This is a genomic window from Streptomyces marianii, from assembly GCF_005795905.1.
GTDB classification, from domain to species: Bacteria; Actinomycetota; Actinomycetes; order Streptomycetales; family Streptomycetaceae; genus Streptomyces; species Streptomyces marianii.
Genome location: NZ_VAWE01000005.1, coordinates 42,667 through 67,835, shown reverse-complemented (window position 1 = coordinate 67,835; position 25,169 = coordinate 42,667). Strand labels below are relative to the sequence as shown.

24 protein-coding genes and 2 pseudogenes are annotated in these 25,169 nt (G+C 69.8%); 12 read left to right on the top strand and 14 right to left on the bottom strand.

Annotated features, from left to right (window positions below; genetic code table 11):
• Nucleotides 1-404: 404 nt before the first annotated feature.
• The 3 genes from FEF34_RS40770 to FEF34_RS40760 all read left to right on the top strand — a co-directional run bounded on the left by FEF34_RS40770 (nucleotide 405) and on the right by FEF34_RS40760 (nucleotide 2,366).
• Complete coding sequence (locus FEF34_RS40770) at nucleotides 405-1,145, top strand: hypothetical protein (protein ID WP_234043379.1); 741 nt, start codon at nucleotides 405-407, stop codon at nucleotides 1,143-1,145.
• On the top strand, nucleotides 1,142-1,615 hold the full coding sequence (locus FEF34_RS40765) for a helix-turn-helix domain-containing protein (RefSeq protein WP_138058512.1): 474 nt from the start codon (nucleotides 1,142-1,144) through the stop codon (nucleotides 1,613-1,615). Before FEF34_RS40770 ends, FEF34_RS40765 begins: the two co-directional genes overlap by 4 nt.
• A gap of 331 nt (nucleotides 1,616-1,946) precedes the next feature.
• Complete coding sequence (locus FEF34_RS40760; RefSeq protein WP_138058511.1) at nucleotides 1,947-2,366, top strand: hypothetical protein; 420 nt, start codon at nucleotides 1,947-1,949, stop codon at nucleotides 2,364-2,366.
• A 224-nt stretch (nucleotides 2,367-2,590) separates the two neighbouring features.
• On the opposite strand, the gene tpg (FEF34_RS40755) is transcribed toward FEF34_RS40760, so the two are convergent.
• The 9 genes from tpg (FEF34_RS40755) to FEF34_RS40710 all read right to left on the bottom strand — a co-directional run bounded on the left by tpg (FEF34_RS40755) (nucleotide 2,591) and on the right by FEF34_RS40710 (nucleotide 12,607).
• A complete protein-coding gene (gene tpg / locus FEF34_RS40755) occupies nucleotides 2,591-3,181 on the bottom strand; it encodes a telomere-protecting terminal protein Tpg (protein ID WP_138058510.1) in 591 nt (196 codons plus the stop codon).
• A 346-nt stretch (nucleotides 3,182-3,527) separates the two neighbouring features.
• Nucleotides 3,528-3,710 carry a hypothetical protein gene (locus tag FEF34_RS40750; RefSeq protein ID WP_138058509.1) on the bottom strand — a complete coding sequence of 61 codons (183 nt, stop codon included), beginning with the start codon at nucleotides 3,708-3,710 and terminating at the stop codon, nucleotides 3,528-3,530.
• Nucleotides 3,711-4,268: 558 nt separating this feature from the next.
• Nucleotides 4,269-4,529: a hypothetical protein gene (locus FEF34_RS40745; protein ID WP_138058508.1), complete on the bottom strand. Its 261-nt coding sequence runs from the start codon at nucleotides 4,527-4,529 to the stop codon at nucleotides 4,269-4,271.
• The gene (locus tag FEF34_RS40740; RefSeq protein WP_325063684.1) at nucleotides 4,526-4,894 is read right to left on the bottom strand and encodes a DUF6247 family protein; all 369 of its coding nucleotides are present in this window, start codon (nucleotides 4,892-4,894) and stop codon (nucleotides 4,526-4,528) included. Before FEF34_RS40740 ends, FEF34_RS40745 begins: the two co-directional genes overlap by 4 nt.
• A 297-nt stretch (nucleotides 4,895-5,191) precedes the next feature.
• On the bottom strand, nucleotides 5,192-5,749 hold the full coding sequence (gene tpg, locus FEF34_RS40735) for a telomere-protecting terminal protein Tpg (protein WP_138058507.1): 558 nt from the start codon (nucleotides 5,747-5,749) through the stop codon (nucleotides 5,192-5,194).
• Between the two features lie 3 nt (nucleotides 5,750-5,752).
• Nucleotides 5,753-7,870, bottom strand: coding sequence for a telomere-associated protein Tap (tap, locus tag FEF34_RS40730; protein ID WP_138058506.1), 2,118 nt, complete (start codon nucleotides 7,868-7,870; stop codon nucleotides 5,753-5,755).
• Nucleotides 7,871-7,984: 114 nt separating this feature from the next.
• Complete coding sequence (locus FEF34_RS40725) at nucleotides 7,985-9,817, bottom strand: hypothetical protein (RefSeq protein ID WP_234043378.1); 1,833 nt, start codon at nucleotides 9,815-9,817, stop codon at nucleotides 7,985-7,987.
• 950 nt (nucleotides 9,818-10,767) lie between these two features.
• On the bottom strand, nucleotides 10,768-11,313 hold the full coding sequence (locus tag FEF34_RS40715; RefSeq protein WP_199800793.1) for a GNAT family N-acetyltransferase: 546 nt from the start codon (nucleotides 11,311-11,313) through the stop codon (nucleotides 10,768-10,770).
• Nucleotides 11,314-11,323: 10 nt separating this feature from the next.
• The gene (locus FEF34_RS40710) at nucleotides 11,324-12,607 is read right to left on the bottom strand and encodes a hypothetical protein (RefSeq protein WP_199800792.1); all 1,284 of its coding nucleotides are present in this window, start codon (nucleotides 12,605-12,607) and stop codon (nucleotides 11,324-11,326) included.
• Nucleotides 12,608-12,871: 264 nt separating this feature from the next.
• Here FEF34_RS40710 and FEF34_RS40705 point away from each other — a divergent pair, with 264 nt between their 5' ends.
• The gene (locus tag FEF34_RS40705; RefSeq protein ID WP_138058504.1) at nucleotides 12,872-13,150 is read left to right on the top strand and encodes a hypothetical protein; all 279 of its coding nucleotides are present in this window, start codon (nucleotides 12,872-12,874) and stop codon (nucleotides 13,148-13,150) included.
• Between the two features lie 122 nt (nucleotides 13,151-13,272).
• Here the strand turns inward: FEF34_RS40705 and FEF34_RS40700 are convergent, their stop codons facing one another.
• On the bottom strand, nucleotides 13,273-14,529 hold the full coding sequence (locus FEF34_RS40700; protein ID WP_138058503.1) for a helix-turn-helix domain-containing protein: 1,257 nt from the start codon (nucleotides 14,527-14,529) through the stop codon (nucleotides 13,273-13,275).
• Nucleotides 14,529-14,855 carry a putative quinol monooxygenase gene (locus tag FEF34_RS40695; protein WP_138058502.1) on the bottom strand — a complete coding sequence of 109 codons (327 nt, stop codon included), beginning with the start codon at nucleotides 14,853-14,855 and terminating at the stop codon, nucleotides 14,529-14,531. Before FEF34_RS40695 ends, FEF34_RS40700 begins: the two co-directional genes overlap by 1 nt.
• A gap of 786 nt (nucleotides 14,856-15,641) precedes the next feature.
• On the opposite strand from FEF34_RS40695, the gene FEF34_RS40690 reads away from it, so the two are divergent.
• From FEF34_RS40690 to FEF34_RS40675, 4 genes and pseudogenes are all read left to right on the top strand, one after another.
• Nucleotides 15,642-15,974 (top strand): hypothetical protein, encoded by a 333-nt coding sequence (locus FEF34_RS40690; RefSeq protein WP_234043377.1) that lies wholly within the window; start codon nucleotides 15,642-15,644, stop codon nucleotides 15,972-15,974.
• Nucleotides 15,971-16,453 carry an ATP-binding protein gene (locus tag FEF34_RS40685; protein WP_234043376.1) on the top strand — a complete coding sequence of 161 codons (483 nt, stop codon included), beginning with the start codon at nucleotides 15,971-15,973 and terminating at the stop codon, nucleotides 16,451-16,453. The genes FEF34_RS40690 and FEF34_RS40685 overlap by 4 nt, the downstream gene beginning before the upstream one ends.
• Nucleotides 16,454-16,579: 126 nt before the next feature.
• Nucleotides 16,580-16,690, top strand: a pseudogene (locus FEF34_RS40680) (WhiB family transcriptional regulator); the annotation flags it as partial.
• Between the two features lie 183 nt (nucleotides 16,691-16,873).
• The gene (locus FEF34_RS40675; protein ID WP_138051739.1) at nucleotides 16,874-17,515 is read left to right on the top strand and encodes a class I SAM-dependent methyltransferase; all 642 of its coding nucleotides are present in this window, start codon (nucleotides 16,874-16,876) and stop codon (nucleotides 17,513-17,515) included.
• A 50-nt stretch (nucleotides 17,516-17,565) separates the two neighbouring features.
• Here the strand turns inward: FEF34_RS40675 and FEF34_RS40670 are convergent, their stop codons facing one another.
• The 3 genes from FEF34_RS40670 to FEF34_RS40660 are packed head-to-tail and all read right to left on the bottom strand — an operon-like array spanning nucleotide 17,566 to nucleotide 21,709.
• Entirely contained in the window at nucleotides 17,566-18,090 is a 525-nt protein-coding gene (locus tag FEF34_RS40670) for a DUF6262 family protein (RefSeq protein WP_234042249.1), read from the bottom strand.
• Complete coding sequence (locus FEF34_RS43550; RefSeq protein ID WP_234042248.1) at nucleotides 18,087-20,579, bottom strand: site-specific integrase; 2,493 nt, start codon at nucleotides 20,577-20,579, stop codon at nucleotides 18,087-18,089. The genes FEF34_RS40670 and FEF34_RS43550 overlap by 4 nt, the downstream gene beginning before the upstream one ends.
• Complete coding sequence (locus tag FEF34_RS40660) at nucleotides 20,576-21,709, bottom strand: tyrosine-type recombinase/integrase (protein WP_234042247.1); 1,134 nt, start codon at nucleotides 21,707-21,709, stop codon at nucleotides 20,576-20,578. The genes FEF34_RS43550 and FEF34_RS40660 overlap by 4 nt, the downstream gene beginning before the upstream one ends.
• Before the next feature lie 164 nt (nucleotides 21,710-21,873).
• On the opposite strand from FEF34_RS40660, the pseudogene FEF34_RS40655 reads away from it, so the two are divergent.
• From FEF34_RS40655 to FEF34_RS40640, 4 genes and pseudogenes are all read left to right on the top strand, one after another.
• A pseudogene (locus FEF34_RS40655) lies at nucleotides 21,874-22,017 on the top strand (WhiB family transcriptional regulator); the annotation flags it as partial.
• Complete coding sequence (locus FEF34_RS40650; RefSeq protein WP_138058501.1) at nucleotides 22,017-22,379, top strand: hypothetical protein; 363 nt, start codon at nucleotides 22,017-22,019, stop codon at nucleotides 22,377-22,379. The pseudogene FEF34_RS40655 and the gene FEF34_RS40650, both read left to right, overlap by 1 nt.
• 111 nt (nucleotides 22,380-22,490) lie before the next feature.
• Complete coding sequence (locus tag FEF34_RS40645) at nucleotides 22,491-22,862, top strand: hypothetical protein (RefSeq protein WP_138058500.1); 372 nt, start codon at nucleotides 22,491-22,493, stop codon at nucleotides 22,860-22,862.
• 142 nt (nucleotides 22,863-23,004) lie between these two features.
• Nucleotides 23,005-25,074: a DUF2637 domain-containing protein gene (locus tag FEF34_RS40640; RefSeq protein WP_138058499.1), complete on the top strand. Its 2,070-nt coding sequence runs from the start codon at nucleotides 23,005-23,007 to the stop codon at nucleotides 25,072-25,074.
• Nucleotides 25,075-25,169: the final 95 nt, after the last annotated feature.

Below are 25,169 nucleotides of genomic sequence, written 5' to 3'. Positions count from 1 at the left end.
CGCTGGTGCCGTCCACGACCTGCAGCTGCTCCACGGAGCCGCACGCGAAGCCGCGCGCGCCACGACGGGGTCCGGCCCGCACGTGACCGCCTGCCTTCAGAGAGATAGGGAGAGATGAAGAAACCGCAGGTCAGCGCGGTGTGTGCAGTGACGATCTGTACCCCCAGGAGAGACAGATCGCCTTCGGTGTGTCTCTCCTGGGGGTACAGATCGGCGTCGGAATGTCAGTGTGGCCGACACCAGGAGCCCTGGAATGTCAGCGTGACCGACATTCCAGCGGGCGTAGGCGCAGCGGCATCACGAGAACGGCAGGGGGGAGATCTGTCCCCCTGGGGGGACACAAGACACGCGGAATGTCGGCGTGGCCGACGTTTGTGTCGGCGCGGCTGACATACTGCTTCCAAGTGATCATCGACGGAGAGGAGCGCCGCGTGGCCGCCGAGCCTGAGGATGGCCAGCAGCCGGAAGCCAGGAGTGTTCCGCGGCAGCAGCCTCCCTTCGACGATGCGATCCAGGCGTGGGGCCGGCCTCTGTCCCCGGTGAGGGACCTGGACGACGTTGCGCGCCGCTACCCGGGCCGCAGGCTGACACTTGAGGGCGAGCGGGCCCCGCTGGAGTTCTACAGCCGTCCGGGCGAGCCGAACGCGTTCTCCATGGACAGCTTGGAGTTCTTCTTCCTGATCGCCCAGTACTTCCGTGAGGCGCTGCCGCTGCGGATGATCCTGCTGCTGATCGCCTGCCAGCGCGCCGGCGGTCGAATCCATCTGACCCAGGATGAGATGGCCACCGTGCTGGACGTCTCGCGCACCAAGGCGACCGAGACGCTGCAGGTCATCATGAGCCACGGCATCGTCTTCAAGGTCAAGCGCGGCTGCTACCAGTTCAACCCGCCCTTCTCCTACCGGGTGGCGGAATTCATCCCCGGAACGGAGACCGCGGGCGGCAAGCCTGAGTACCGTCGGGTAGAGCAGTACGAGACCATCAGCGAGATCCGCAAGGACGCGACGCTGCCGGAGCTCGTGCGCTTCCCGTCGCTGGAGCACATGCGCCGGGCCATCGAGGAGCTCCGTGAGGAGCGGGCCGCACAACGCGCAGCACGCCGTGCGGTGCGTGCCATGCGCCGGGAGGAAGGGACAGAGCAGTGAGCACCCTGCGATTCGCCGCGGTCAACGCCGACGGCCTGCTGTCCGACCTGGACCTGCCGCCGGCCTCCTACCGGGCGCTGCTGAAGCTGCGAGCCCTGAGCGAACCGGGCGGCCGCATCACCATCGACCAGGGCAGCATCGGCGAGCTGCTCGCGCTCAGCCGTCCCAGCGTCAACGCCGCGCTGCGCACCTTGGAACTGGCCAAGCTGGTCAAGAAGGTCCGTAACGGCGTCTACCAGATCAACCCGATGCTGGCCGGCTACAACTCCCCGCAGGACGCGGTGGCGGCCGTCAGCGCGATGCCTGAGGGCGACCGCCTGGACGCCCCCGGCTTCGTCGACAGCTACCACCGTGCGGTCGCCGCCTATCAGGACCAGCTCGCCCAGCAGCGCAAGAAGCGCGCCGCGCAGGCCGCGGCGAAGAAGGCGGCGGCCGCCAAGCGGCGCGGCTCGCTGCACGCGGTCGGCTGAACCAGCCGCAGGGTCCGGGCCATGGACCGGACGTCTGACACAGATGACACAGGTGAACAGTCACCTGGACGCACCGCGTGTACCTGGGAAAACGCGGGTGCCATGACACAGATCCGGTCCGATGACACAGATCCTGGACCCAGCCAGCCTCAAGGACCCAGCCCGTGAGTGGCAGGGCTCCACCTGGCGAAACGCCGGACCCAGGACCCAGAGACCCAGCCTCGAGCTGGGTCCCGCCGGGTGGCTCAGCCGCGATGACGAGCAGGACCTGGCCGTCAGCGGTCCGGACGGCGGGCATCGATGACGCCCTACCGGGGAGCACCCTGGAGGCATGCGCACCAAGGACGTCAGGGTGGGGCAGACGTACCGCTGCGAGGTGCCGTTCTCGCTCCCGTACCGGCGGTACCGGCCGGAGACCATGGGCGACTCCTGGTGGCCCCTGACCTGGCTGCGCGGTTCGTACTTCCCGCTGACCGTCACCGACGTCGACACCGAAGCCCGTACCGCCCAGGGCCTGCGGATGGCCTCCACTACCCGCATCACGGTGAAGCTCACCGAGGACCAGGTCGAAGCCGCTGGCCTGCCGCTCGGCCACGGCTACCAGGTCACCGGCATGCTGCTCGATGTCGAGGGCGAACCCGTGGAGCTCCCCCGGATCGCCGCGCTCACCGTGCCGGTCCGCTGGCTGCACCCGATGGACACACCCGTCTCCGCCGGCCATCACGACGCCTCGATCCGAGGCATCGGCTGACCTGCCGAAGGCCTGGCGGCCTGCGGCTCCCGGCGGAATGCAGTCACCATAGGTGATTTCCCGGAGATGCTTCCGGAGCTTGTCACGCTGCGCCCGCAGGTGGCGCTCTTGAGGGCATATTCCAAGGTCACGGTTGATTCATGGCAGCGTGACAGTGCGCGTGACATCGGCGTGACAGACCGGCGTGACAGGTACGGAGTGTCACCGTGGAGTGGAGGAGGCGATCAGTAGCGGAAGTCGATGTAGTCGATGTCCCGCATGCGTACGGTCAGGCCCGCCGCGCGGCTGCCGCCGTCCTGGAAGTACGCCTCGCCCAGCGCGTGGGCGACCAGGTCGTGGAGGTCCTTTTCGGGGACGCCGGCCTCGAGGCCCGCGATGATTTCCCGGGCCGCGGCCGGGGAGACGCGCTGGGTGATCCGGCGCATCCGTGCCTCGTCGGAGCTTCCGCCGGGAGCGTCGAACCCGAAACGGCAGCGGACGGAGATCAGCAGGCCCGTGGTGCTGGACGCCCGCTCCCGGACCTGCGCACGGACCTCCGGCTGCCACTCGCTGGCGGCCTGGTCGGCCAGGGCCTCCCGGGTGGCCTGGCGCGGCGTACGGATCGTGCCCTTGATGTAGCGCTGCACGGTCCGCTGTGAGACGCCCAGACGGGCCGCCAGAGCCCGTGTCCCGACCTTCACCTTCTCCACCAGGAACCGAACCTGCTCCGTTGGCGACGTCGGCACCGGCTCGGTGAACTTCGTGCGCTCCGCGCGCTCCAGGCCGTCGCGGACCGGACCCCGCTGCGCTATCTGCTGCATGGCTTCATCAGTCATGTGTGCAGGCTGGAGGCCCGGGCCTGTGGACAGAGACCGGCGATTCCCGGCGGCGGTGCAGCACCAGCTGCTGCACGCGCGGGCCGTAGTTGCAGCGGCGGATGCTGCACGAGGACCAGGAGCAGCAGCACGTGCAGCGGCGAGCGGCAGCGTGGGCTGAGCGTCCGAATCTCTGTCGTCTGATTCGAACGATCCCACTCGAATTCGAGTGATGAAGCTGCGCCAGGCCGCTGCCCGCCGGGCGGTGTGTGCAGCACGCTGCTGCACACACCGCGCTGCACGTACTGCACCGTGCAGCCGACGGACGGGCTTCGCGGGCGCTGCGGCCGACGAAGCGGTGCCCGGTTCACCGGGCGCCGGCGGTGACCACGGCGGTGACAAGGGCGGCCAGAACCCCGGCACCGGTCAGGGCGACGATCAGCGGCTGCGTGAGGCGTGGGACGCGGTAGACGGCGTAGGCGAGCGCGCCGAGAAGCAGCAGGCCGACCAGGACCAGCAGCAGGACGACCATCAGGGCGAGCGTGGACATTCGGTTTCCCCCTCGGGATGAGGCGTGCGGCGGTTCCGCGTGCAGGGCGTGAACAGTGGAAGGGAGGTGTTGCCTGGTCAGAGCGGTGGAGGGTGCGTTTTCCCTGGTCAGACCGGTGGAGGGTGCGCTCTCCTTGGCCCTTGCGTCTTGGTGAGTCGGCTCAGACGGGGCTGCGCCAGGGTGATTCAGGCAGGGGTTAGCCCCGCAACCGCGCTCTGACCAGCACGTTCACCATCTGCTGTGAAGTCGGTCACGCGGCAGGCGGCGGGGTGGGGAGCGGGTGCTGCAGCGGATCCGACTTTGCCAGCCAGGATCTTGAATTCAAGGCTTGTGACCTGCGAAGACGCTCGAACCCGGGCTTGAATGCTGGCTGTTGCTGCGGTATGAGCTCCGGTGCCTTGCGGGGCGGGCTCTGGTGCCGTCTCAAGTCAGTGAGTGAGTCGGTTGCCCGGACGGTTGGGCGCTACCTGCCTCGCGTGCTGGCGGAGAAATGCGAAGTGGCCCCTTTCCCGGCAGCTGCAATGCCCGGGGAAGGGGCCACTTTGGTGTGCTGGCTGGCTACCCGAGCCAGACGATGTCGACCACGTACAGGCGGGCCGCTGCGCGGTTGACCCAGTAGACGGCGGTCAGTTGTCCGGCCGCGGCCGCGCGGACGTCTTCGCCTTCGGGGTCGCGGGCATCGAACGGCGGCCAGGTCCACGGGTCACGGCCGGCGATGTCCAGCACATCGCGCAGCATCTCGGTTGCGTGGGGCGGGAGTTCGGCGAGCACCTTCGAGGCCTGCGGCGACAGCCGGGCCGGCCACGGCGCGCCGGTCACTGGCGGGGTCCGAGGACGTCCTCCAGGGCGACGCCGTCGGAGTCGTCGTAGCCGGAGGCGACGAACGCGTCGACGGCCGGCGCTGCGGCCAGGCGGGCCTGCCACGTGCGGACGACGTCGTGCAGCGGGGCCAGGCTGTAGCTGTGCTGGGCGTCCTGCAGCGCGCGCGACCAGTCCTGCTCGAACGCTGGCAGCCAGGACGGGGCGCGGCGGTCGGCGCGGATCTGCGCGCGCAGCTGCGCAGCCGCGGTGGGCGCCGGTGCCGGCGGTGGGGCGGGAGCGTGGTCGGGCTGGGCGCTCATGGCTTCCTCCAGGCGGGGCTCATCGCCACGGTAGCCGGGGCGCCGGGCGACAGGGACGGACATGCGGTGATCCCTTCCAACGGGGCGGCGGCAGCGTCAGCGCCGGAACGGCAGGACGGTTCCCGGCGGGCGGTCACCGCCGGGAACGCCGGCGCACCGAGCCCGGTGTCCGGCGTGCCACGGGCCCGCCTGCTCAGGCAGCAGGTTGTACCCGGAGATGTGGCAGGTGCGGCACGTCGCGGTCTGCGCATCCAGGTTGTACGCATACGGAGCGCGGGCCGCCCTCATAGCGCGCCCCGGTAACCGCTGTTCTGTTTCTTCACTGGGCGGCCTTTCATTGATAGACATTCAGCGCTCACCTCAGTACGAGACGTCGAAATAGTCGATGTCAGTAATGGCGACTTCGAGGCCGTCAGCCCGCGCTCCGTTGTCCTTGAAATAGATCTCCTGCAAGCCTTCCGCGACGATTCCACGAAGCTGTTGGTCGCTCGCGCCTGCCTGCTGCGCATCGAAGAGCCGTCCGGCGTACTCCGGCGGAAGGTGGACGGTCAGCCGGCGCATCCGCGGGTCGTCGGTCGTGCCGATCGGCGCCGTGTAGCCGAACCGGGCGCGGGTCTCCACCGTGAGGCCGGTGGACGTCGCGGCCTTCTTGCGGGCCTGCTGGCGCACCCGGGGCTGCCAGACCTTGCGGACCTCGCGCAGCAGGGCGTCCCGCAGGGCCTGGCGGGGCCGCTTGAACGTGCCCTTGAGGTAGCGCTCCACCGTGCGCTGAGAGATGCCCAGGCGGTCCGCCACGGCCTTCGTGGAGCCCTTCTCCGCCTTCAGCAGCAGCCGCATTTGCGCGAGCGGAGTCTTGGGCGGGGCCTTGGTGACCGCCTCGTACCCGGCGCGTTCGATCGCGTCGTCGATGTCACCCACCGGTTACTCCCCTTCGTCCGCGAAGCTGTCGCCGCCCTTGATGTGCCGGGCCGGGTTGAGGCCCTTCTCCAGCCACTCCACCGCGGTGAGCATCGGCTGGACGCCCTCCAGCTTGGCCAGGCCGGGCGTCGCGCCGAGCCGGAACGTCCCGGGCAGCACGTGCCCCTCGGGCGTCAGCGGCAGGAAGGCCAGCGGGGAGGGCTCAGGGCTGGCGTAGACAACGCAGTCGGTCGCCACGCCCAGCGGGTAACGGCCGCTCGCCTTCGCCACGTTCGCCATCTTGCGGTGCATGTTGACCCGGGCCTTGGCGATGACGGCCGCGCGGATGTCCGGGCGCCAGGTCGTGCGCTCAAGTGCCGGCCAGGGATCGCCGTCTCGGTAGTTCTTGCCCTGCGGCCGCTCGCGCATCTTGCCGATGCCGCCTTTGACGGTGGCCTTGATCGCGGACAGTACGCAGGTCAGGCCGGGGTCGACGTCCTTGTGGTGCTCCATCGCCGCCAGGAACGCGCGTTCGTCGACGTCCTTGCCGACGGGGACACCGAGGTCGGCCATCGTGGTCACGTAGGCGTCCTTGAGCCGGTCGTGCCACGGGTCCAGGAAGGCGCCGGTCTCGTACCGCAGGAACGCCTCCAGCGGCTGCACCTTGTAGCCGAGCTCCACCGCGTAAGCGACGGTGGGCGTGGCGTACCAGGCCGGACCGGTCGGCCGCTTCCCGGACGGCGTGAACGGCGACGGCAGGCGCGGGTCGGTCTCGATGTGGGACAGGTCGACCAGCCAGCAGCCGGGGATCTTCTTGTCGAACACGGGCGCGTTGACGCGGACCGGCTCGCCCAGGCCCACCGTCAGGCGGGCGGCGGCCGCGAGGTAGGCGGTGTTGATGTCGATGCCCACCGCCCACGGCAGCAGGCACTCCTCATCGGAGAGGGTGTCCATCGGGCGCATCCACTGGTACGCCTCCTCATCGAGGAAGCCCCCGTCCCAGTCCTGAACCTTAGGGTGTTCGGAGGGCGCCTCCGGCGGGGCCGGGTCGATCGGGTGCTCGCCCAGGGAGCCGGGATTCTTGGTGTCCGCCTTGCGGAACCCGCCGGTGGCTTCGTCGCGCACCGCGCGAGTCGGCGGGCGCAGCGCGGTCATCAGCTCCAGGCCGGAGACGGCGGTGGAGCCGCGTGGGGTGATGACGCGGTTCGCGTACACCCCGAGCACACGGGCCAGCTCTGGCGCCGGCAACTCGGCTGCGTCGCCCCACGCCCTCGGGTCCAGTGCGTCCCACGACAGGATCGCCAACTGCACGCAGCGGCGCTGGCCGCCCTGGGCGGGCCGGTAAACCCGCGCCCACGGGCCGAACCCGCGCTTGGTCAGCTGCCACTTCGCGCGGGTGATCTGCTTGACGACCTTGTGGTTCTCCGCCAGGCGCAGGGAGCGGCGTTCCTCCGGGCTCTCCAGGCGTGCCGGAAGGCCGAACCGCTTCGTGGCCGACTCGGTGAGCACGATCAGCGGGTCGGAGTCCTTGCCGTTGCGGTGCAGCCGCGCCTGCCCGATCCCGGACTCGGCAAGCGTCCACTCCACCAGGGCCGGGATCGTGGTCGCCGGGCACTCCAGCACCACGCCGCCGACGCAGTACACCGTGCCGTCGCCGTCCAGCACACCCAGCGGACCGTGCGGGAACCGCGGGTCCGAGGCCGGCGACGCGGCCTTCTTCGCGCCCGGCCGCCGCGACGTCGACGAGGGCCTGGTGCTCGCCGCGGGCCGGTCCGCCGGCGCCGGGCGGGAGCTCGCGGCCGTGGAAGTCTGCGGGATGTGAGCCTGCTGCGGAACGTCGGTCGGGCGCGGCGGCGCGGCCGCGGTGAACGTCGCGGGAACCTCCTGGCTGTCGGCCGGGTACCTCACCGCCCAGCCGTCCAGCAGCCGCTTGTACGCGGCCAGGCGCGGCGGGCGCGGGGTGGTGCGGCCGGTCTCCCAGCCGTTGACCGTCTCGCGCTTCGTGCGCAGCGCGGCCGCCACGTCCTCCTGGGTCAGGCCGGCGGCCTCGCGCAGCCGACGGCGCTCCGCTGGCGGGGGCAGCAGCGGCCCCTGTTCCAGCAGTGCATCCACCGCCTCGAACAACTCGTCTTCCGTGGGCATCAGTTCAACCTCCTTCCCAAATCCTAGCCGAACGTCACGCTGAAAATCACTCCGAACGTCACATTGAACGTAACAGTCCTTCGACTGTGCGCCAGAGGGGGCAGGTCAGCCGACCTATGCCGGTTCGGCGGCCACCTCCTGGGCGCGGTGCCGGGCGCAGACCTTGCGGGTCGGCAGGGCGTTGCGGGCACACGGCCTGTCGCCGTCCTTGCCGGAGCAGGTCAGCACTCCAGCCGACCGGGCCGGTGCGGCCGGCTCCGTGGGTGCGACGGCCGCCAGGTCGGCGTGCTCCTGGCGGCAGGGCTTGCACAGGCCGTCCTCGAGGGCGGGACCGGTCACGAAGATCCGGGCGCCGCACTCGCCGCAGTTGCCGCGCGGCGGGCCCTGCGGCTCCTGGCGGGCGGGCAGCGGGGCGGGATGCCGCACGGCGTCGTCCAGCTCGCACAGAGTGCAGACGCCGGCGGGGCTGGGGCGAGTGCCGTGCTCGGGGCACAGGCCCTGCTCCAGGCGCTGGGCGCGCTGCCGGGCGGTGAACTTGTCGGCGACGATGTCGGCACACACGTCGCAGCGGCGGCCGGTCGACCACATCGTCCCGGACTCGCAGTCCAGGTGCCCGCAGCCCCAGCGCGGCAGCGCCACCCCCAGCAGCCAGCGGCCCGGGTCACGGATCTCCGAGACCATCACCCCGGCGAACCGGGCGGTCAGCCGGTGCTGCAGCCGTTCGGCATCCATGCCCTCGCGCAGCTGACGGCCCACCTCACGGGCGATCTTCCGCACGACGAAGTCGTTGTTCACCCGCTCCAGCAGCAGGTGCACCGGCTCCAGCACCGCGTACACCCGGGCGCTCATCGCCAGCTGCGGACCGGTGTACGACGACCTGGCCGACCCCCCGCTGCTGCTGCGCATTTCGCTCTTCGACTCGGTGGGGACGGGCTGGCTGTTGCCATCCGCGCGCAGCGCGAGACCACCGGCATCCGTACGCGCGTTCACGTCCGAGCCGGTTTTCCACACCTCTCCTACCGGTACTTCGCCTACGGCGGGTGAGAAGAGCGCGCCCTCGTCATCTGGTGAGTCAGTCCTAAGTGATTCCCTATTCGCGAGGGATCCCTCACCAACCCCGGAACCCGACCCCTCATCAACCACGGAACTCACCGACGCCTGCGCACCACTGTCCACAGGCGCCTCAGACACCTCGTCCGTCGGCTCCAGGGCGGGGGCAGGCGCAACGTCGACGACCGTCGGACCGGCCGCTTCCGAGGCGATGTCGTGCGCGATGTACCGGTGACGCCCCTGCGCCCCGGCCCGCCGCTGCACCGTCATCCAGCGCGCCGCTTCCACCTCATCCACCACCGCACCGGCTGCGTCCGCCGTAATCGGCTGCCCCGCCCGCTGGCCGGTGTGGTGCCGCAGATACCCGGCCAGCTCCGTCTCGGTCAGCGCGATGCGCATCTTCTCCGCGTACGCGATCACTGCATACGCGCGCAGCTGCCGGGGCGTGAGGTCCTCCGCGGCCGCCACCGGCACCCACACGAACGCCTCCGCACCCGACACCGGCCGCGTCCGGCGCACCGCCGACGTCCCCTTACCGCCCGGCCGTGTGCGCCGACGCGTCGCCAGCTCCGCCACACCGTCTGGCGCCGGCTTCGACAGCGCGGTCAGACCCCGCTCCACCGAGGCCTTCGACAGCCCCAGGTACGACGCGAGCGTCTCCGCCTTCGCCTCACAGCCCTCCGGCCGCGCCGCCAGCGCCGCCACCTTCACGTACACCGACAGCGCCACATCCGGGTAGAACGGCGACGCCACCAGGCGCCACGGCACCTTCACCCGCTGCTTGCGCACCACCCCAGACCGCCAGGGCACGAGGGCCGCCCGCGGCTGGAGCGGCGCGAGCACGCCGGTCTCGACAGCGGCCTCCGCCGCCACGGCGCTCACCGGCTCACCCGGCACGGCATCAGTACAGAGTCCATCCGGCGACCCTCGAACAGGTCACCTGTGGACAGAGACCAGTGAGCGACGACCGGAAGGCCGGCCACGCTGGCGGCGGACAGGACGGAGGTAGAGAAGGAGGGGGTCACACTCTCTACAGGTTCGAAAATCGCGTCGCGTGTGACGGACCCGAGCGAGGAATCTCCGCCGCCCCCGACAACCCCATGCGCGCTGACAAGCGGCGCCGTGATGTCCGTCACGTCGAAGCGCCTCAACAGCCGCTCGGACGGCTGGAACTGGAGTCGACTGCCCTGCCAAAGCTGGCGGGCCGCCCTGTGGTCGTGCAAAATGACAACGCCTCCTGCGCTGCAGATGGGTACAGCAATCCCCTTCGGGGCTGCTGGTTGGTTCTGCCGAGAACCTGAATCGAACTGTTCGAACGGGGTGCGAACCCGGACGGACAATCCCTTCGGAGGGCGTGCGAAACCCTCCGGAGGCAGATGGGCGCTGAGCCGGGGTGAGTGCGAATCACCTGGTAGCTGAGCGACCCGGGGCGGCATGAAGACCCAGACGGGCGCCGCCCCCGACGACTTACGTCACCATCCCGGCCCCCTCAGCAGAGGTGCGGCCCGGGGTGCGTGCGGACAACACGAGCGCCCCGTCGACGGACCAGCAACCGGCATGGCTGCTGACCCCACGGCGGGGTGCGGTGTGTGCGCGTGCGGGTACAGGTACCCTGATCACGTCGGCACCTTCCTTCTCGCGAAAAGGGTGCTCGGCAGGCTTTCGGACCCCCACTACAAGGTCCGTTGGCCACGTGGCCCCTCCCGGCTTGCCAAGGCCGGTCGACGGGGCCACTTCTTTTTGATCAACGTTCGGGGCCACCCTACCGTTCCCGCGATACGTCAGGGACTTCCGGGGGTCACGTGTCGTCAGGGATCCGTTGCCTGAGGCCGGATGCCAGGATGCCCTCATACGGCGCCCCATTCGGGAGCGAGTACGGCGTACAGAACGCTGTCGCGCCACGCGCTGTTTGTGAAGACGTGATCCCTCAGTACGCCCTCGCGGGTGAACCCGAGTTGCTGCACCACGGCGATCGAGGCGGCGTTGTCCGGTCCGATCGCGGCGGTGATCCGGTGGAGACCGAGCTCCTTGAACGCGTACGTGATCAGAGCGCGGGCCGCGTCCGTGGCGTAGCCGCGGCCCCACTCTTTCGCTGTGATGGCGTATCCCAGCTTCCCGGCCTGGACGCCGCTGAGCCCGATCCGAGCGAATCCGATCACCCTGTCGTCGCCGCGCTTGGTCACCCCGAAGTAGAACTCGCTCCGGGGCTCCTGCTGAGCGCGCTCGATCGTGCCCTCGAGCATCGCGATGGCCTGGGCACGGTCGCGGCTGTCGAAGCTGAGCCACGTCGTGACGGTGTCGTCGCCGATGATCGCCAGGACATCGTCAACGTCCTCGAGGGTGAACTCGCGCAGGACGACCTGGTCGCCGACGATGCGGATCGGATACGTCAACGGTGAACTCCTAGCTGGGCAGGGACTTGAGCGGGGTACGGGTGAAGGCCTCGATCTGCTCCTGGAGCTCCCCGCCGGCTTCGGCGAGCGGCGATTCGCCAAGAGCACGGTGGACCCGTTGGGCGCAGTGGATGATGCCGTTGATTCGCTGCTCCGGTACGAGCTCGAGCATGGGCGCGACTGCTTCCGCGGCGCCCTCCAGCTCACCCGCACGGATCCGGGTGATGGCTAGGGCGCTGCGCGAGCCGGCCTGGTCCCCGAACGCCCACTCAGGCGAGCTGGTGTCCTCGTACGCCGTGACGGCCCGGTTCGCGTAGTCCGCCGCGGCCGTGGTCTCGGATGGCAGCCAGGAGAGGGCTTCGGCCGCGTAGTAGATCTGGCGGGTCCGGCCGAACGTGCACAGGCCCCCCAGTTCGTCGACCTCGTCTTCCTGCACGGAATCCCATGCCGCCTCCGCACGCTCGATGGCGGCCCGGGTCGCGTTGGCGTTGCCGAGAGCAGCCCAGGCGCGGGCTTCGCTCACGGGCAGCCACACACTGGCGGTGCTGTTCGGCGCGAACTCCGCACCGGACTGGGCGTACTTGACCGACTCGCGAGTGCGGCCAGCCCAGTAGGAGACCAGCGACTGGATGCCACGGATCCACGCGCGGAGCCCGTTGTGGTCCGCGTTGTCCGCGCAGACGAACGCCGTCCGGGCCTGGGTGAGCGCCGCGTACGGGTCTGCGAGGTCGTGCGAGGCCTTCGCGAGCAACCCACCGGTCACACCGGCCAGGAAATACAGCTGACGCGCCTGGCTCGGTCGTCGTTGCTGCTCGAGCAGCGTGAAGAGAGTGTCCTGCGTGGTGAACAGATCGGGAAGCAGCTCGGTGAGCGGCCTCTGCGGATAGTCGGTCGCGAGCCGCTGCACATCTTCGTGCACCTGCTCCAGCACATCGGTGGTGAGGTCGGTCTGGCCTGCTGTGAGGGCAAAGCTCTTTGCGCGCCGCGCTGCCATCTCAATGAGCTCCTTGTCCGCGTTGGGCCGGCCGGTGGCAACGACCAACCCACTGGATCCGGCAGCCACCGAAGGAAGGACCCCGTCCCACGGAGCGAGAAGTTCCTCCAGCGGCCTGCCGAACATGGCCTGCAGGACGCGACGCATGACCGGGGTGGTGTTGGTGCGCTGGCCGCTCGCGAGCCGCCGAAGATGCCGAACGCTGAGGGTGACGTCCTCCCCTAACTCCTCAGCAAGACGAGCGAAGTCGCGAACGACTTCGTCGTACGTCTTCGGCTGCTCCCGCAGCAAGAACTCCAACGTGGTGCGCGGATCTCCCTGATGGGCGCTTCCGGCCACCGCTCCTCCCGAGTCACGAAATCGTGCTCTGCGGACCTCAGTGTCATGCGGCGACGACTGCAAATCAGCAGGGCATACGGCCTGGTCCCCCTCTGGTCCGGTTCATGTCCGGTCTAGGTCCCGGACCGGGCCGCTGAGGGACCTCGTCTGGTCATGCTCCCCCAACGGACCGTGGTGATCGACAAGTTCACGTCACTTCGATCCCGCGAGGAAGGGGGGAGCGCCATGTTCGATGCACACGGACGGCAGATCAATCTCACCGCCACCAACGCTGAGCTGGCCCATACCCACCCATGCACCTGCGCGAGAACCCAAGAAGGCCCACGGCTGCGCGGATCCCGTGGCGCGGTGGTCGTACGCATCACCGTCGTCCTTACCGTCGGCCTGGTCGTTTCGGTGCTGCTCGTGGTGATACGGGACGTCATCACCACCCTGGCGAGCGGCAGCGCGGTCGGCCTGATTGTGAAGGCCCTGCTGGCCCCTTCTAGCAGGCGGGGCCGGTGAGCGCCGTGTCCGTCGGTCTTCGGGGCCACATGCTCTGGGAGCTGCAGGCTGCTCTGCCCACACGTGGGGGCAGTCTGCAGCTCCCGAGGCGGAAGACGAGTACGTCAGCAAGGGTCTTTGTCCTAGTCGAGGGCGTCGGCTCGTTCTGCCAGTTCAAGCAGCTCTCGCGGGGCATTTGGGCCAGCGATGAGGACCAGTTCACGAATGGTTGCGCGGGCAGCTTGGTGGGTCTGGATCGTCTCCGGGGCGACTACTTCTGCGCGCAGCAGGCAGTCGAGGGCTTCGCCGCCGTGTCGCCTCTGCGCGTGTGCTCGCCCCAGGTCCATCAGCAACCGACCTTGGCGTTCGGGCGACAGGTCGTCGGCGTTGATGCTGAGGCCGATGTCCAGGGCTTCGCCGGCGTCGCCGAGATCGACGGCAGTGCTCACCGCTTGGATCTCGACGTTGACCGGGCCGAACTCCAGATTGAAGTCGTTTCGGTTCTCGCCCAGTTGAGCAGCGATGTCGCGGGCCTTGGCGATCTCGGTCTTGGCCTCGGACCGGGCGCCGGCGCGTGCGTGCACCAGCGCCAGGACCAGGTGAAGGGAACCCAAGACGGACAGGGCTTGCGGCGAATCGCTGCCGTGTTCCTCCAGCGCGTCGATGGCCGTGCGCGCCGCGTGCTCGGCCTGACCGAGGCTTCGAAGCCGAACGAATGCCTGGACCATTCGGAAGACGCCAGCACAGACGTGCAGCGGGTCGCCGGACCGTTCTGCGGCGAAGACAGCACGATCGGCCGCGACCCAGGCGGCGTCGGCTTCGTCTTGCCGGACGAACGCCGCCGACAGCGCCTGGTAGGCCCGGGAGAGCAGCAGGTACAGCTCGGTCTGCTGCTGCTCCGTAGCCGTACGCGCGGAGTGTTCGAGGGCAGGGAGCAGGTCCACCGCCAGGAGGCTGACCTGAGCCAGGCGCCCCGCGTGAGTCAGTTCCCACAGATCGTCGACGTCACGGCGCAGCGCCTCCACGGGTCTGCCTTCGTCCCCGGCCGGCCCGGACAGCAGTGTGCGAAGAGCCGGGTGACCGGAGATCAGTCGACGGGTCTCATCCAGGTCGTTGGACAGCGCGAGCGGGGCGGGAGCCGATGACTCCCCGCCACGGTCAGCCGGAGCGCCGGGACGTAGCTGCTGAACGGACACACCCAGCTCGTCTGCAAGCTGTTGGAGCAGGTCGACACGTTGTACCGGCTGAACGCCCCGTTCGACCTGCGACATCCAGCTACTCGTCTTGCCGAGAGCTGCCGCGAGTTCGGCCTGGGTACGGCCACGCTCCTTGCGGAACTTCTGGACGCGCTGCCCGAACGCTCGATCGTTCGGATCGACGTCCCTCCCCGTCGGCTTCATCACCCCTCCAACCCGGGGCGCTTGCTGAGACCTTCCAGCTCGTTGAGGAACATCACCTCGGTGTTGGCCAGGTACTGCTCGCGCGCGGCGAGGAAGTGCTTGGTGTGCGCCTGATCCTCGTGTGCCTGGAAGGCGGCACGGTCGGCGTAGAGCTCGTAGAAGACCCGCACCAGCGGTTCGTCGACCGGCTCGTGCACGGCGTAGACGAGCGTGCCCGGCTCCTCGCGGATGCCGGTGGCGGTACGTGCCACCAGCTCATCGAACTGCTGGGCAGCTTCGGCGTCTCGCAGGGTGAACCGCACTGTCAGTGCAAATCCGCTGGGCACGGGGCTGCCTCCCTCTCTCAGTCGCTGTGTCACGGACACATTCTCACACTAAGCCTTCTAGTGCTAGATAGCACTCGGACTGTTGACTAGCACTTACAGTGCGACTAACTTCGAAAGTGCGCCCGGACGTTGCTCTCCCACGGGAGGGGGCCAAGGAAGCGCTCGTTGCTTGAGAACTGGAGATGCGGACCGCTGGGTGACGACCCCCGCGAAGCCCTCGATCGCTGAAGCCCCTTGACGGCGGCTTGAGCGCAGGGGTGGGGAGGTAACCGGCGCGCGGGCCCTTGCGGGGCTCGTTGGGATGCATCAGAAGGGCAGGCCGGAGCCAGAAATCCCGGTCACCGTGAACGGCGGTGCGAGGCGGGGGAGTGAGAGCGACTCTGCTTCGTGCCATGGAGCGGCAGCAAGTCAGACCCCGGTCTGGTTCGGCTGCCGCGTGGGCCGAGCGATCACCCGCCCCCGCACCTTGCACCATGCGGCGGTTGCGCGACGAAAGCCCCCAGCCGGTAAGCGGAGTTATCGCACGATCCGGCAGGTGAGCCAGTGATCGCGGGCACGCCACCTCCCGGACGAAAGGTGGTCAGGCGCGGCGGAAGGGTCCGCGCTACCGCAGCAGTTCCTGCGCTGCCTGTCGCTGCTGTCCGCCACGACCGGGGCGGCAACGGCAGGGGGCCAGCAGGACCGGCCTCAACAAACGGTGACGGCCCCGGGATCGCACCCCGGGGCCGTTGTCGGTCGCTTCACCCACTCACCAGAGCAGTCAGAAGGAGTACGACCTTGGCTTCCATGATGGCATCTCCGCCGTCGTCCGGCGTCAGCGACCCCGAGATCCTCGAGGGCCTGCGCCGCGTCGTCGACGCCCAGATCGGCCCCCGCCTCGAGGGCGCGATCTACACCAACCAGGACGGGGCCTTCGAGGTCCTGGCCGTGATCCGCGACCCGAAGCGGGCGCGCGAGCTGCTCAACCGGCGCTGCGCCCAGTGGGCCCTGATCGTTCAGGACCGACTGCGGCCCGGAGCCGAGCCCTTCGCGGTCGGCTCGGTGTGGACCACGTCGGACCACCTGGTCCGAGAGGCCGACGGGACGCCGGCGAACACGAACGGCGGCGGGACGCGGTGAGCGCCCCGACCACCTTCGGCACCGGCGTGATGTTCACGGAGCGGCCGGTGCTGCCGGCCTCCGTCCCGGGCCTGTACCTGCGCCACCGCGACCGGGGCTTCACCGCCCACGTCACCGCCTCCGAGCACGCCCTCAGCACCGTCCGCCGCCTGGCCGCGTCGGTGCTGATGTCGTACGGGGCCGACCGCGAGGCCGCCGCCACCGCGCAACTGGTCCTCTCCGAGCTGGTCGGCAACGCGGTGCGGGCCTGTGGCCCGGCAGTGCCGCTGGTGATCGAGGTGTACGTCACCGCGCTCGGTATCGCGGTGAACGTGCACGACCCGGCTCCGGAGCTGCTGCCGCACCGCAGCGAGACGCCGATGGACAGCGACCAGGCGACTTCCGGACGGGGCCTGGCCCTGCTGGATCTGCTCGCCCCCGGCTGGACCATCGAGCACTCGCTGATCGGCAAGCAGATCCGCTGCCACCTCGCTGAGTAGCGCGCACGCCGCCGCGGGCGGGTGCGGAGAAGGTCTTCCGCAGCCAGCGGCCGCGATCACTTCGGCCCGCCCCGGCTTGGCACCCCAACTTCCCTGACGCACGCACGACAACGACGGAGGAAAACCATGGACTGGCGACACAACGCCGTCTGCCGCGAGGAAGACCCGGAGCTCTTCTTCCCGATCGGCAACACCGGCCCGGCCCTGCTGCAGATCGAGGAAGCCAAATCGGTCTGCGCACTTCTCTGGGGGTAACCGTGTGGCGCGAGGCGAGTGGGGACCACTTTGTGCAGCTCAGCGCCGGTGCGAGCGACACTATCGTGTGCAACACATGTGGCGCCACTGTCGCTTCGAGCAGTCGCCAGTGGGCCTGTCCGATAGCCAGCCGTCAGCGTCAGGAAGGCTCTAGGGTCCTCGCTTGTGACTGAACTTTCCTCGTATCACGGTGCGACAGCTGATGCCTACGATGCCGTCGCCGTTCTCTATGCCGAATTGCCACGCGACGACCTCAACACTCTTCCGCTGGATCGCGCGGTGCTCGCCGCGTTCGCCGAAGCTGTGCGGGCCGCCGGCTCCGGGCCCGTCGCCGAGCTGGGATGCGGCCCTGGACCTGTCACCGCACACCTGCGGGATCTGGGGCTGGACGTCTTCGGCGTCGACTTGTCGCCGGTGATGATCGATCTCGCGCGGGAGACATACCCGGACCTGCGGTTCGAGGTCGGTTCCATGGATGCCCTCGACCTGGCCGATGGCCAGTTGCAAGGCATCGTGTCCTGGTACTCGATCATTCACGCCCCACCGAAGGACGTGCAGGCGTACTTCGCCGAGTTCCATCGGGTACTCGTGCCCGACGGAACTCTTCTGCTCGCCTTCTTCGAGTCGGAAGGTGAGCCGACCACGGCGTTCGACCACAAGGTGACGACAGCCTACCGATGGCCGATCGACGACCTTGCAGGGCTGGCCGGTGCGGCCGGCTTCACCGAGGTCGGCCGGATGCTGCGTGAGCCATGCGAGGGAGAACGGTTTCGCCGGGGGCATCTGCTGATGCGTGCAGGGAAGTGATTCAGGTTGTCGCGTGCCGCCTTCGACGGCACGCGACAACCTGGACCGCCTCAGCCGCGTTGGTTCAGCGCTCTCGTCAGGTCCCGGTTGGCCGCCCGCGCGGCATCGAGATCGGATCGGGCCTCCTCCAACGCGGAGGCCAGTTCGACGTTGCGCTGCTCCAGTCTCGTGATCTTCCGCTGGAGCTCGTCGATGTCCGCTGGAGCCCCGAGCCCTGACTCCTGCCATGCCTGAGTCCCCAGCACCTGCGACAACCGCTTCTCCAACTGCTGGACGCGGGCGGCAAGTCGGGTGTTGCGAGCCTGAGCGTTCGCGAGATCGGCTTGGAGCGAGGCCCGGCTCACTGGTGAAGTGCCTGCCGGGTCTTGAGCCGCAGGTTCGAGCTCGGCCGCGTGCACGACCTCCAGCAAGTCGCGGTGACGATAGAGGAAGCTGCGATCGACTCCGGCTTGCCGGGCGATGGCCGAGACGCTGATGGGCGTGCCGTTCCTCGCGGCGTTCTTCACCGCGGTGGCAACCCGCTGGCGGCGCCGCTCGGTGTCGGCCTGCCGGCCGTCGCGCATAGCAGGGATCACGGAAGCCTCCAGGGCCTGACGTCGGGAAGTGGCTGGCCGACGCGGGGCATGCCCAGCATCACTGAGCGGCCGCGGCGGACCACGGCGACGGCTTCTTCGATCTGGGCACGTTCTTCGTCCGAGAGGTCGTCCAAGTCCGCCTTGACCCGGTTGATCAGACGGCGGACCCGGCTGATCTCCTCCTCGGAGGGCATCGCTTCGCTGCGGGCCCAGTCGTCGGCTTCGAAGGCCGACATCAGCCGCTCCCGGCTGCGGAGGAGATCAGAGAGGTATCGCTCCAGGTCAGGCAGGTAGGAGACGTCAGTGCGGAAGTGGTCGCAGCCGATGCAGCGGAAGCGGAGCGGGCAGCTCTGGCCGCCGGCCGCGACGTTGTGGGGTTCCAGGCAGATGCCGTAGGCCGTGGCGACTTCGCCGATGGCCCGCCGTACGTGCTCGGAGTCCAGAAGTCCTTGGGCTTTGCGCCAGACGCGGGTGCCGCGGCGGTCGAACTGCAACGCGGTGACCCGGTCGACCGCCTCACGGCGTCGCTCCTGGCTGACCCGATAATAGCCCTGAGTTGTGGAGAGTTCACGATGGTCCATCAAATCCATGAGCACGTCGGGGTCGACGTTGGCGTCCGCGTGGCGCTGAGCGAAGGAGTGCCGGTAGGCGTAGGGAAAGATCTTGGACTTGTCGAACGGCAGCAGCTTCGTCACCAGCTGCCCGTCGACCTCGACGACGACCGGAATCATGATGTCGGGAAGCGCGTTGACCCAGGCCCGGTGGGCGTCACCGATCGAACCGATCGGCTTCGTTCCCGCGGGGTTGGCCACCGGGCTCGGCAGCAGCTTGAGCTTGTCGGCCGGGGTGCCAGGGAAGCGCTCACGGACCCGCTCCTGCTGCGCAGTGATCACGGCGGCGGTCGCCTTCGCGATCGGCAGACGACGGCCCAGCCGGTAGTTCTTGGAGTTGTCATAGATCAGGACCAAGGTCCCGTCCGGGTCCTTGCCCAGGCACTCCAGCGCCAGCGTGCTGATCTCGTCCGGCCGCCGGCCGGTGTCGACAAGGAGCTCGGCCGCGACGCGGTACTCGCGGTTGCTCATCTTCTCCAGCAGATCGAAGTTGTCACAGAGCTCCCGCATCACCTCGTCCGGCAGGTCCCGTCCGGCCTCGGTGTCCTCGGGCTCGTCGGGGATGTCCTCCATGGACAGGGAGAAGTCCGCCGGCAGGCCCTCCAGCATCTGGCCGGGGCCGGTGAGACCCAGGACACGGATCCGGTTCACGATTCTGCGGACGTATCGGATCACATTGACCCGGTGGTGAGCCCCGAAGACGCCGGTCTCGGTGAGGAACGCGACGCGGTTGCAGAAGCTGACCATGTCCGTGCGGCCCAGAAGCCGAAGTGCATGCCCCGCGTCGTCCCGCTGCAGCCGCAGGCTGTCCGAGAGCTGCTCCATGCCGCGGATCATGTTCTGCATGGAACTGGCGACATGCCGCCCGCGACGCCGAGGGAGTTCGTCATAGGCCCAGACCTTGACCGCCTCCCGCAGGGGACGCTGGTGGATCCGGCTGAACGTGAGCGTGCCGTGGTGCCCGAAGACGAACAGGTCCCAGACGTCCTTGAGCCGCTCGGTCTCCGCAGTCGCCCCCAGCCTGCGCAGCGCGGTCTGTGCACCACGGATGATCATCCGAAGGTCATCGACCATCCCCGCGCGGATCAGGTCGTCCTCTCCCAGCGTCTCCAGGCTCGGGACCTGGAACAGACGCAGTTGATCGCTGATGTGCCGCATCCGGTGATCCTTGGTCTTCGCCTCCCGGGCGGTGCGGACCTGAAGGCAGTAGAGGAGCTCGGCGACCAGCCGGTCAGGCAGCCCGCGCAGGCTGACTTCGCGGTTGACCGGCACCGACGACGACGTCAGGCGCCACCGTTCCTCGTCGCCGTCGAAGGTCCCCGACCGCCGTTCGCGGTTGAGGCGGCCTCGGTGGACCTCGCAGTAGCGGGTCCGCTCTGAGCCGCGCAGCCGGTAGCAGGCGGCGACCTGGCAGGGCCCGAACCCGGGCAGCCCCTGCTGCGGGGAGTTGCGCAGGAAGTCTTCTACGGTCAGCTCGGACGAGCTGTGCCAGCGCGCCTGGTGAGCGGTGCAAAGACCATGCGTGACCAGCCGGGGCGGCCGCTGACAGCCCGGGACACGACAGAGGATCTGCCCGTCGGAACGGTGATAGGCACTCTCCCTCGGGACCGCGGCGAAGTCCTCGAAGGACAGGCCGGAGCGCCGCCAGCGGCCGATGCAGCCGACACAGACCGGTTCGCCAAGCGGGGTGCCCTTCGTGCAGCCGGGGATTTCGCAGTCCGGCATGCCCAGCACCGGATGGACCTTGGGGTAGCGCACGACACGCGACTCCCAGTCCCAGCTCACCAGGCTCAGGAACTCGGCGTCCAAGGCGTCGATGATGACCTGGGTCCGCAGGTCCTGCAGCTCATGGGCCAGCGGCAGAGGTGTCCCGATCACTTCTCCCCCGTCCCGTGCAGGGACCGCGGGGAGGGAACGCGCTCGATCGCCTCGCGCAATCGGGCCCGGTCGGGGATCAGGTAGGGCCTGGGCGACTCCGGGTGGGTCTGGCCGAGCAGGGCCTGCACTTCGTCCACCGACCCGCCGGCGTCCGCAACGTTGCTGCCAAAGGCCCGGCGGGCCATGTGGGGACCGACCTTCCGCGACAGCCCGGCCCGCTGGCTCAGCCGCTCGAACAACTCGCCCAGCGCGTCCGGCGGCATCGGCGCCCCCAGCGGCTCACGGAACAGGTTCACCAGGAGGAAGTCGCTGCCGCCCGCCCCGAGTATTTCGTGTCGCTCGTCGATGTACTGGTCGAAAGCCTGGACCACCAGGAAGTCCAACGGCTGTGTCCAGGCCTGCTTCGACTTCGACCACGCCCGGTTGCTGTTCTCCCGTCGCCGGACGTGGAGGTGAGCGCCGCTGTAGTCGCAGCCCAGCGCCCGCGAATCGGGAAGCAGGTGACAGTCACTGCGGTGCAGACCGGCCGCCTGGCCGCGGCGCAGCCCGACCCGGCCGAGCAGCAGCACGATCAGCCGGTCACGGGCATTGCGGCACTCCAGGAACATCGCCACCAGCTCTTCGTCGGTGGCCCGGTCCACCTCGGCTTCCGGCTCCTGGCTCCGGTGGACAGCTCGCAGCCGGTAGGTCAGGCCGGAATCCTCGCCCTGGGCCTCCACCGGCAGGTCCCGGCTGTCCGCCAGCTCGTAGATCTGCCCGAGCACCGACCTCGGTGCCTCACCGACCGACACCGCGTAGGACAGCAGCCCCCGCACCGCCGCCAGGACGCCGTTGACCCTCCGCTCTTTGCGAGCCGGGTCGGCGCCCGGCCCCAGCACCACCGGCGCCGGATCGTCATCCAGCGAGGACGGCGTGTACTTCAGCCAGACCATGAACAGGCCCAGGTCCCGCGCAGCGACGGACCATTCGCGCCCGGTTGACCGGCACCACCGCAGGTACAGCGCTATGCCGCCGGCGTACGCCTTCGTCGTCAACTCGGAACGGCTTCGGCCGAACCGCAAGAACCTCAGCCACTGATCAGCGATGAACACGACCTCGTAGCCGTCATCGACGACCGTCCAATACCGCACGCCAGAGGGCAATCTGACAGGAAAGGCACGCAATGCAACTCCATGATCCGACGGTTGATGCAACAACCCGCCACAGAGCCGCACCCCCAGAGAACGATCTTCAGAAGATCAACATAGCTCTCCGGTGCAACGTCTCACCACACAGGATCAGCCCCCAGAGAAGCCGCCGCTGCCCGGTGATCGAGCAGTGCCTGCAGTGGGCGCTGGAAAGCGGCCAGGAGTCGGGCGTCTGGGGCGGCCTGAGCGAGGACGAACGCCGCTCCATGCGGCGCCGCGCCGCCCGCAACCGGGCCCGGAAGGAGGCGTGATGATCGCCCTCCGACGCAACCGCATCGGCCGTGACTGGACGGCCGCCGACTTCGACTCCGTCGAGGTGCTCATCGCCGCTGGCGTCCGTCGGCCGGCGGCCCGCGTCACCCAGGCCCGCTCGCCGCGCCCGGTCCGCCGGGCCATGCGCGCCGTCCTGCGCAGCGTCCGCTTCCACACCGGCCTGCACCGCACCCAGCAGGAGCCCGGCAACTTCGCCGGGCCCGTCGACTGGGACGCCGCTCGCCGCGCCGCGGAGGCCGTGAACCGCGGTGACGTCGACGAAGCCGACCGCATCGTCGACGCCACCGCGGACCCGCGCCACACCGCGTTCGCGGCGTTCCGCTTCATCGACGTCGACTGACGCTCCGCCTGTCGGTTGCCTCCCCCGCCCGTCTCGTACGGGCGGGGCTGAGGGGAGCCGGACAGCCCGGACCCCCGGCCCCGGCCGGTGTACGCGATGTGAGGAGAGCACGTGACCCAGTCCCAGACGCAGGCGGTACAGCCCAAGGTCACCTACACCAAGGGCGACTTCGTCCTGTTCCGCGACGTCGAACGGTTCTGGCTCGGGCTTCCCGGCCACACCTTCGTCGGCCGGGTGGAGCGGTCCTGGCGGCACGCCGACACCGGCAAGGTCCTCTACGACCTGACTGAGCTGAGCGGCAACCGCGCCCGCGCCGGGATCGACCCCGCCTACATGCGGCTGCTCCCGGCCACCGACGCGATGCACGACATCGACACCGCGCCGCTGAGTGAGCCGGACACCGGGGCGATGACCCCGGCCGCGGTCGCCTGGCTGCGCCAGCACCTTCGGCAGGACAGCAGCGCGCTGCCCGCCCGTCCCTGACCACCTGCCTCGCGCAGACGGCCCTCCGAGTCCCCGGCATTTGAGCTGCCGGGGCCTCGGAGGGCCTGGTCACGACCCTACCGACCGACGCCGACCCGCGGTGACCTCTTGCACGAGGCGCCGGAAAGAGAGGACACCCCCCGTGGCCAACACCACCACCCGGCGCAGGCGGAATGCCGCCCCGGCCGCGAAGCCCCGAGGCGCCGGGCGCGCCAAGGCGACCAAGCCGTCGGCCGCCATCCCCGCCCAGGCCGCCGCCCCCGAAGAGACCACCGTGCCGCTGGTGCACCCGGAGGCCGACCCGGTCCTGGCCGATGCCGCCGACCGCGCCGCCGACCTCCGGGACCTGGCCGCCGACGACGCAGCGCGCATCCTCGCCGACAGCGAGGCCCGCGCCGCCGAACTCCTGGACGGCGCCCGCTCGGAGGCTGCCTCGATCACCGAGGCGGCCACCACCGAGCAGGCCCGTGTCCTGGCCGACGCGCAGGCCGACGCCGACCGGGTCCGCACGGAGGCCGCGAGCACCGCGGCCGCCGACGCCGACCAGGTCCTGGCCGACGCCGACGCGAAGGCCAAGCAGCTGCTCGCCGACGCCCGCCGCCAGGCGGAGGAGGTCACCACCGCGGCGGCCGCGCGGTCCGACGAGGTCCAGGCGGAGGCCGCGCAGGCCGCCGCCAAGGTTCTCGCCGACGCGGAGGCCGCGCGCACCGAGCTGCTCGCGGCGGCGGAGCGCACCGCGGCGGAGACCCGCACCCGGGCCACCACCGACGCCGAAGCTCTCCTGGAGCGGGCGCGGGGCGAGGCCGACCGGCTGCGCGAGAGCGCGGACGACCAGGCCGCGCAGGTGCGTGCCGGGGCGGAGAAGATGGCCGCCGGCCTTCGCGCCGACGCCGACCGCGCCCTGGACGACGCCCGCAGTTCCGCTGAGGAGCTGCGGGCCGCCACGGACAAGGACGTCGCCCGGCTGCGGGAGCAGGCGGAGAAGGACGCGACGTCGGCCCGGGAGGCGGCGGCCAAGGCCACGGCCGACCAGGCCGCCGCCGCGCAGGCCCGAGCCGAGGCGGACCGGGTCCTTCAGGCGGCGACGGAGCGCACCGTGCAGCGGGCGAGGCGCCGGGAGATCCGGACCGAGTCCCGAGCCGCGCGGCGCAAGGCCCGCAACGACGCCCGGCCCGCTGGCGGTGTCCCGCCGCTGTCCGGGCAGGAGCTGGTCCTGGTCGCCGGGATCGTCCTGGCGGCCGCGGTCGTCTCCACTCTCGGTCTGCTGTCCTCCTACACCGCGCTGGAGACCAAGGCGTCGGGGTGGGGCTGGGAGTGGCCGTGGCTGCTGCCGGTCGGCATCGATGTCGCCATCCCGGCGTTCACCGGCGCCAACCTGGTGCTGATCCGCATGGGCATGGAGCTCCGGTGGATCCGCTGGGTGCCGCGGGCGCTGACGGCGGTGACCGTGTACCTGAACTGGAACGCCTCGGACTCCGCGTCGGGCCGTCTCGGGCACGCGGCCCTCACGCTGCTGTGGGTGGTCTTCTCGGAGATCGCCTCCCACGTGTACGCGACGCGGATCGGCGCGGTCACCGGCAAGAAGCGGATGGAGACGGTGCGGCGCTCGCGCTGGATCCTCGCCCCGATCCCCACCGCTCGGCTTCGCCGCCGGATGATCCTGTGGGAGATCACCTCCTACGAGGAGGCGCTCACCCGGCTCCAGGAGCAGACCTACCTGCGAGCGCAGCTCAAGGAGGAGTACGGGTGGCGGTGGCGGAGCAAGGCTCCGCTGGAGCAGCGGATGGCGCTCAAGCTCGGCTCCGCGCCCGCCGCGCTCGCCGACACGCTCACTCCCGAGGACGCGCTCACCGTCGAACGGGCGGAGGAGACCGAGCATGCTCACCCCGACATGAGCGCGCTCACCTCGGGCGAGGTTCGCGGCGAGCGTGAGCGCCCGGCGCTCACCTCCGGCGCTCACGAGGGTGAGCGCGACACGGAGGAGACGGACGCTCAGCGAGCGGAGGGCGCGCTTACGCGCAGCGAGACGGAGGCGCTGACCGAGCGCCGCCACGCTCGTATCCGTCTGCTCTACACCGAGCTCGGGCGCCGACCCGAGTGGACGGAGATCCGCGACGCGCTCACCGACGCGGGCCTGTCCGACAAGCCGGTCTCCCGCCCGACCGCGCAGCGCCTGCGCGCTCAGGTCGAAGAGGCCGCCCCGGGCGCGTAGGTGAGCGCCCGGTGAGCGCCGACGCGCTCACCCCCGGCAGTCCCCTGCCGCTCATGGTCGCACCCGGTCCGCGCCCACGCTCCCGAGCGTGAGCG

Bases quoted from the DNA above. Each gene is read 5' to 3' on its own strand.
- FEF34_RS40760 (WP_138058511.1), top strand. From the start codon at position 1,947: ATGCGCACCAAGGACGTCAGGGTGGGGCAGACGTACCGCTGCGAGGTG.
- tpg (WP_138058510.1), bottom strand. From the start codon at position 3,181: ATGACTGATGAAGCCATGCAGCAGATAGCGCAGCGGGGTCCGGTCCGC.
- FEF34_RS40750 (WP_138058509.1), bottom strand. From the start codon at position 3,710: ATGTCCACGCTCGCCCTGATGGTCGTCCTGCTGCTGGTCCTGGTCGGC.
- FEF34_RS40740 (WP_325063684.1), bottom strand. From the start codon at position 4,894: ATGTCCGTCCCTGTCGCCCGGCGCCCCGGCTACCGTGGCGATGAGCCC.
- tap (WP_138058506.1), bottom strand. From the start codon at position 7,870: ATGCCCACGGAAGACGAGTTGTTCGAGGCGGTGGATGCACTGCTGGAA.
- FEF34_RS40705 (WP_138058504.1), top strand. From the start codon at position 12,872: ATGTTCGATGCACACGGACGGCAGATCAATCTCACCGCCACCAACGCT.
- FEF34_RS40700 (WP_138058503.1), bottom strand. From the start codon at position 14,529: ATGAAGCCGACGGGGAGGGACGTCGATCCGAACGATCGAGCGTTCGGG.
- FEF34_RS40690 (WP_234043377.1), top strand. From the start codon at position 15,642: ATGATGGCATCTCCGCCGTCGTCCGGCGTCAGCGACCCCGAGATCCTC.
- FEF34_RS40650 (WP_138058501.1), top strand. From the start codon at position 22,017: ATGATCGCCCTCCGACGCAACCGCATCGGCCGTGACTGGACGGCCGCC.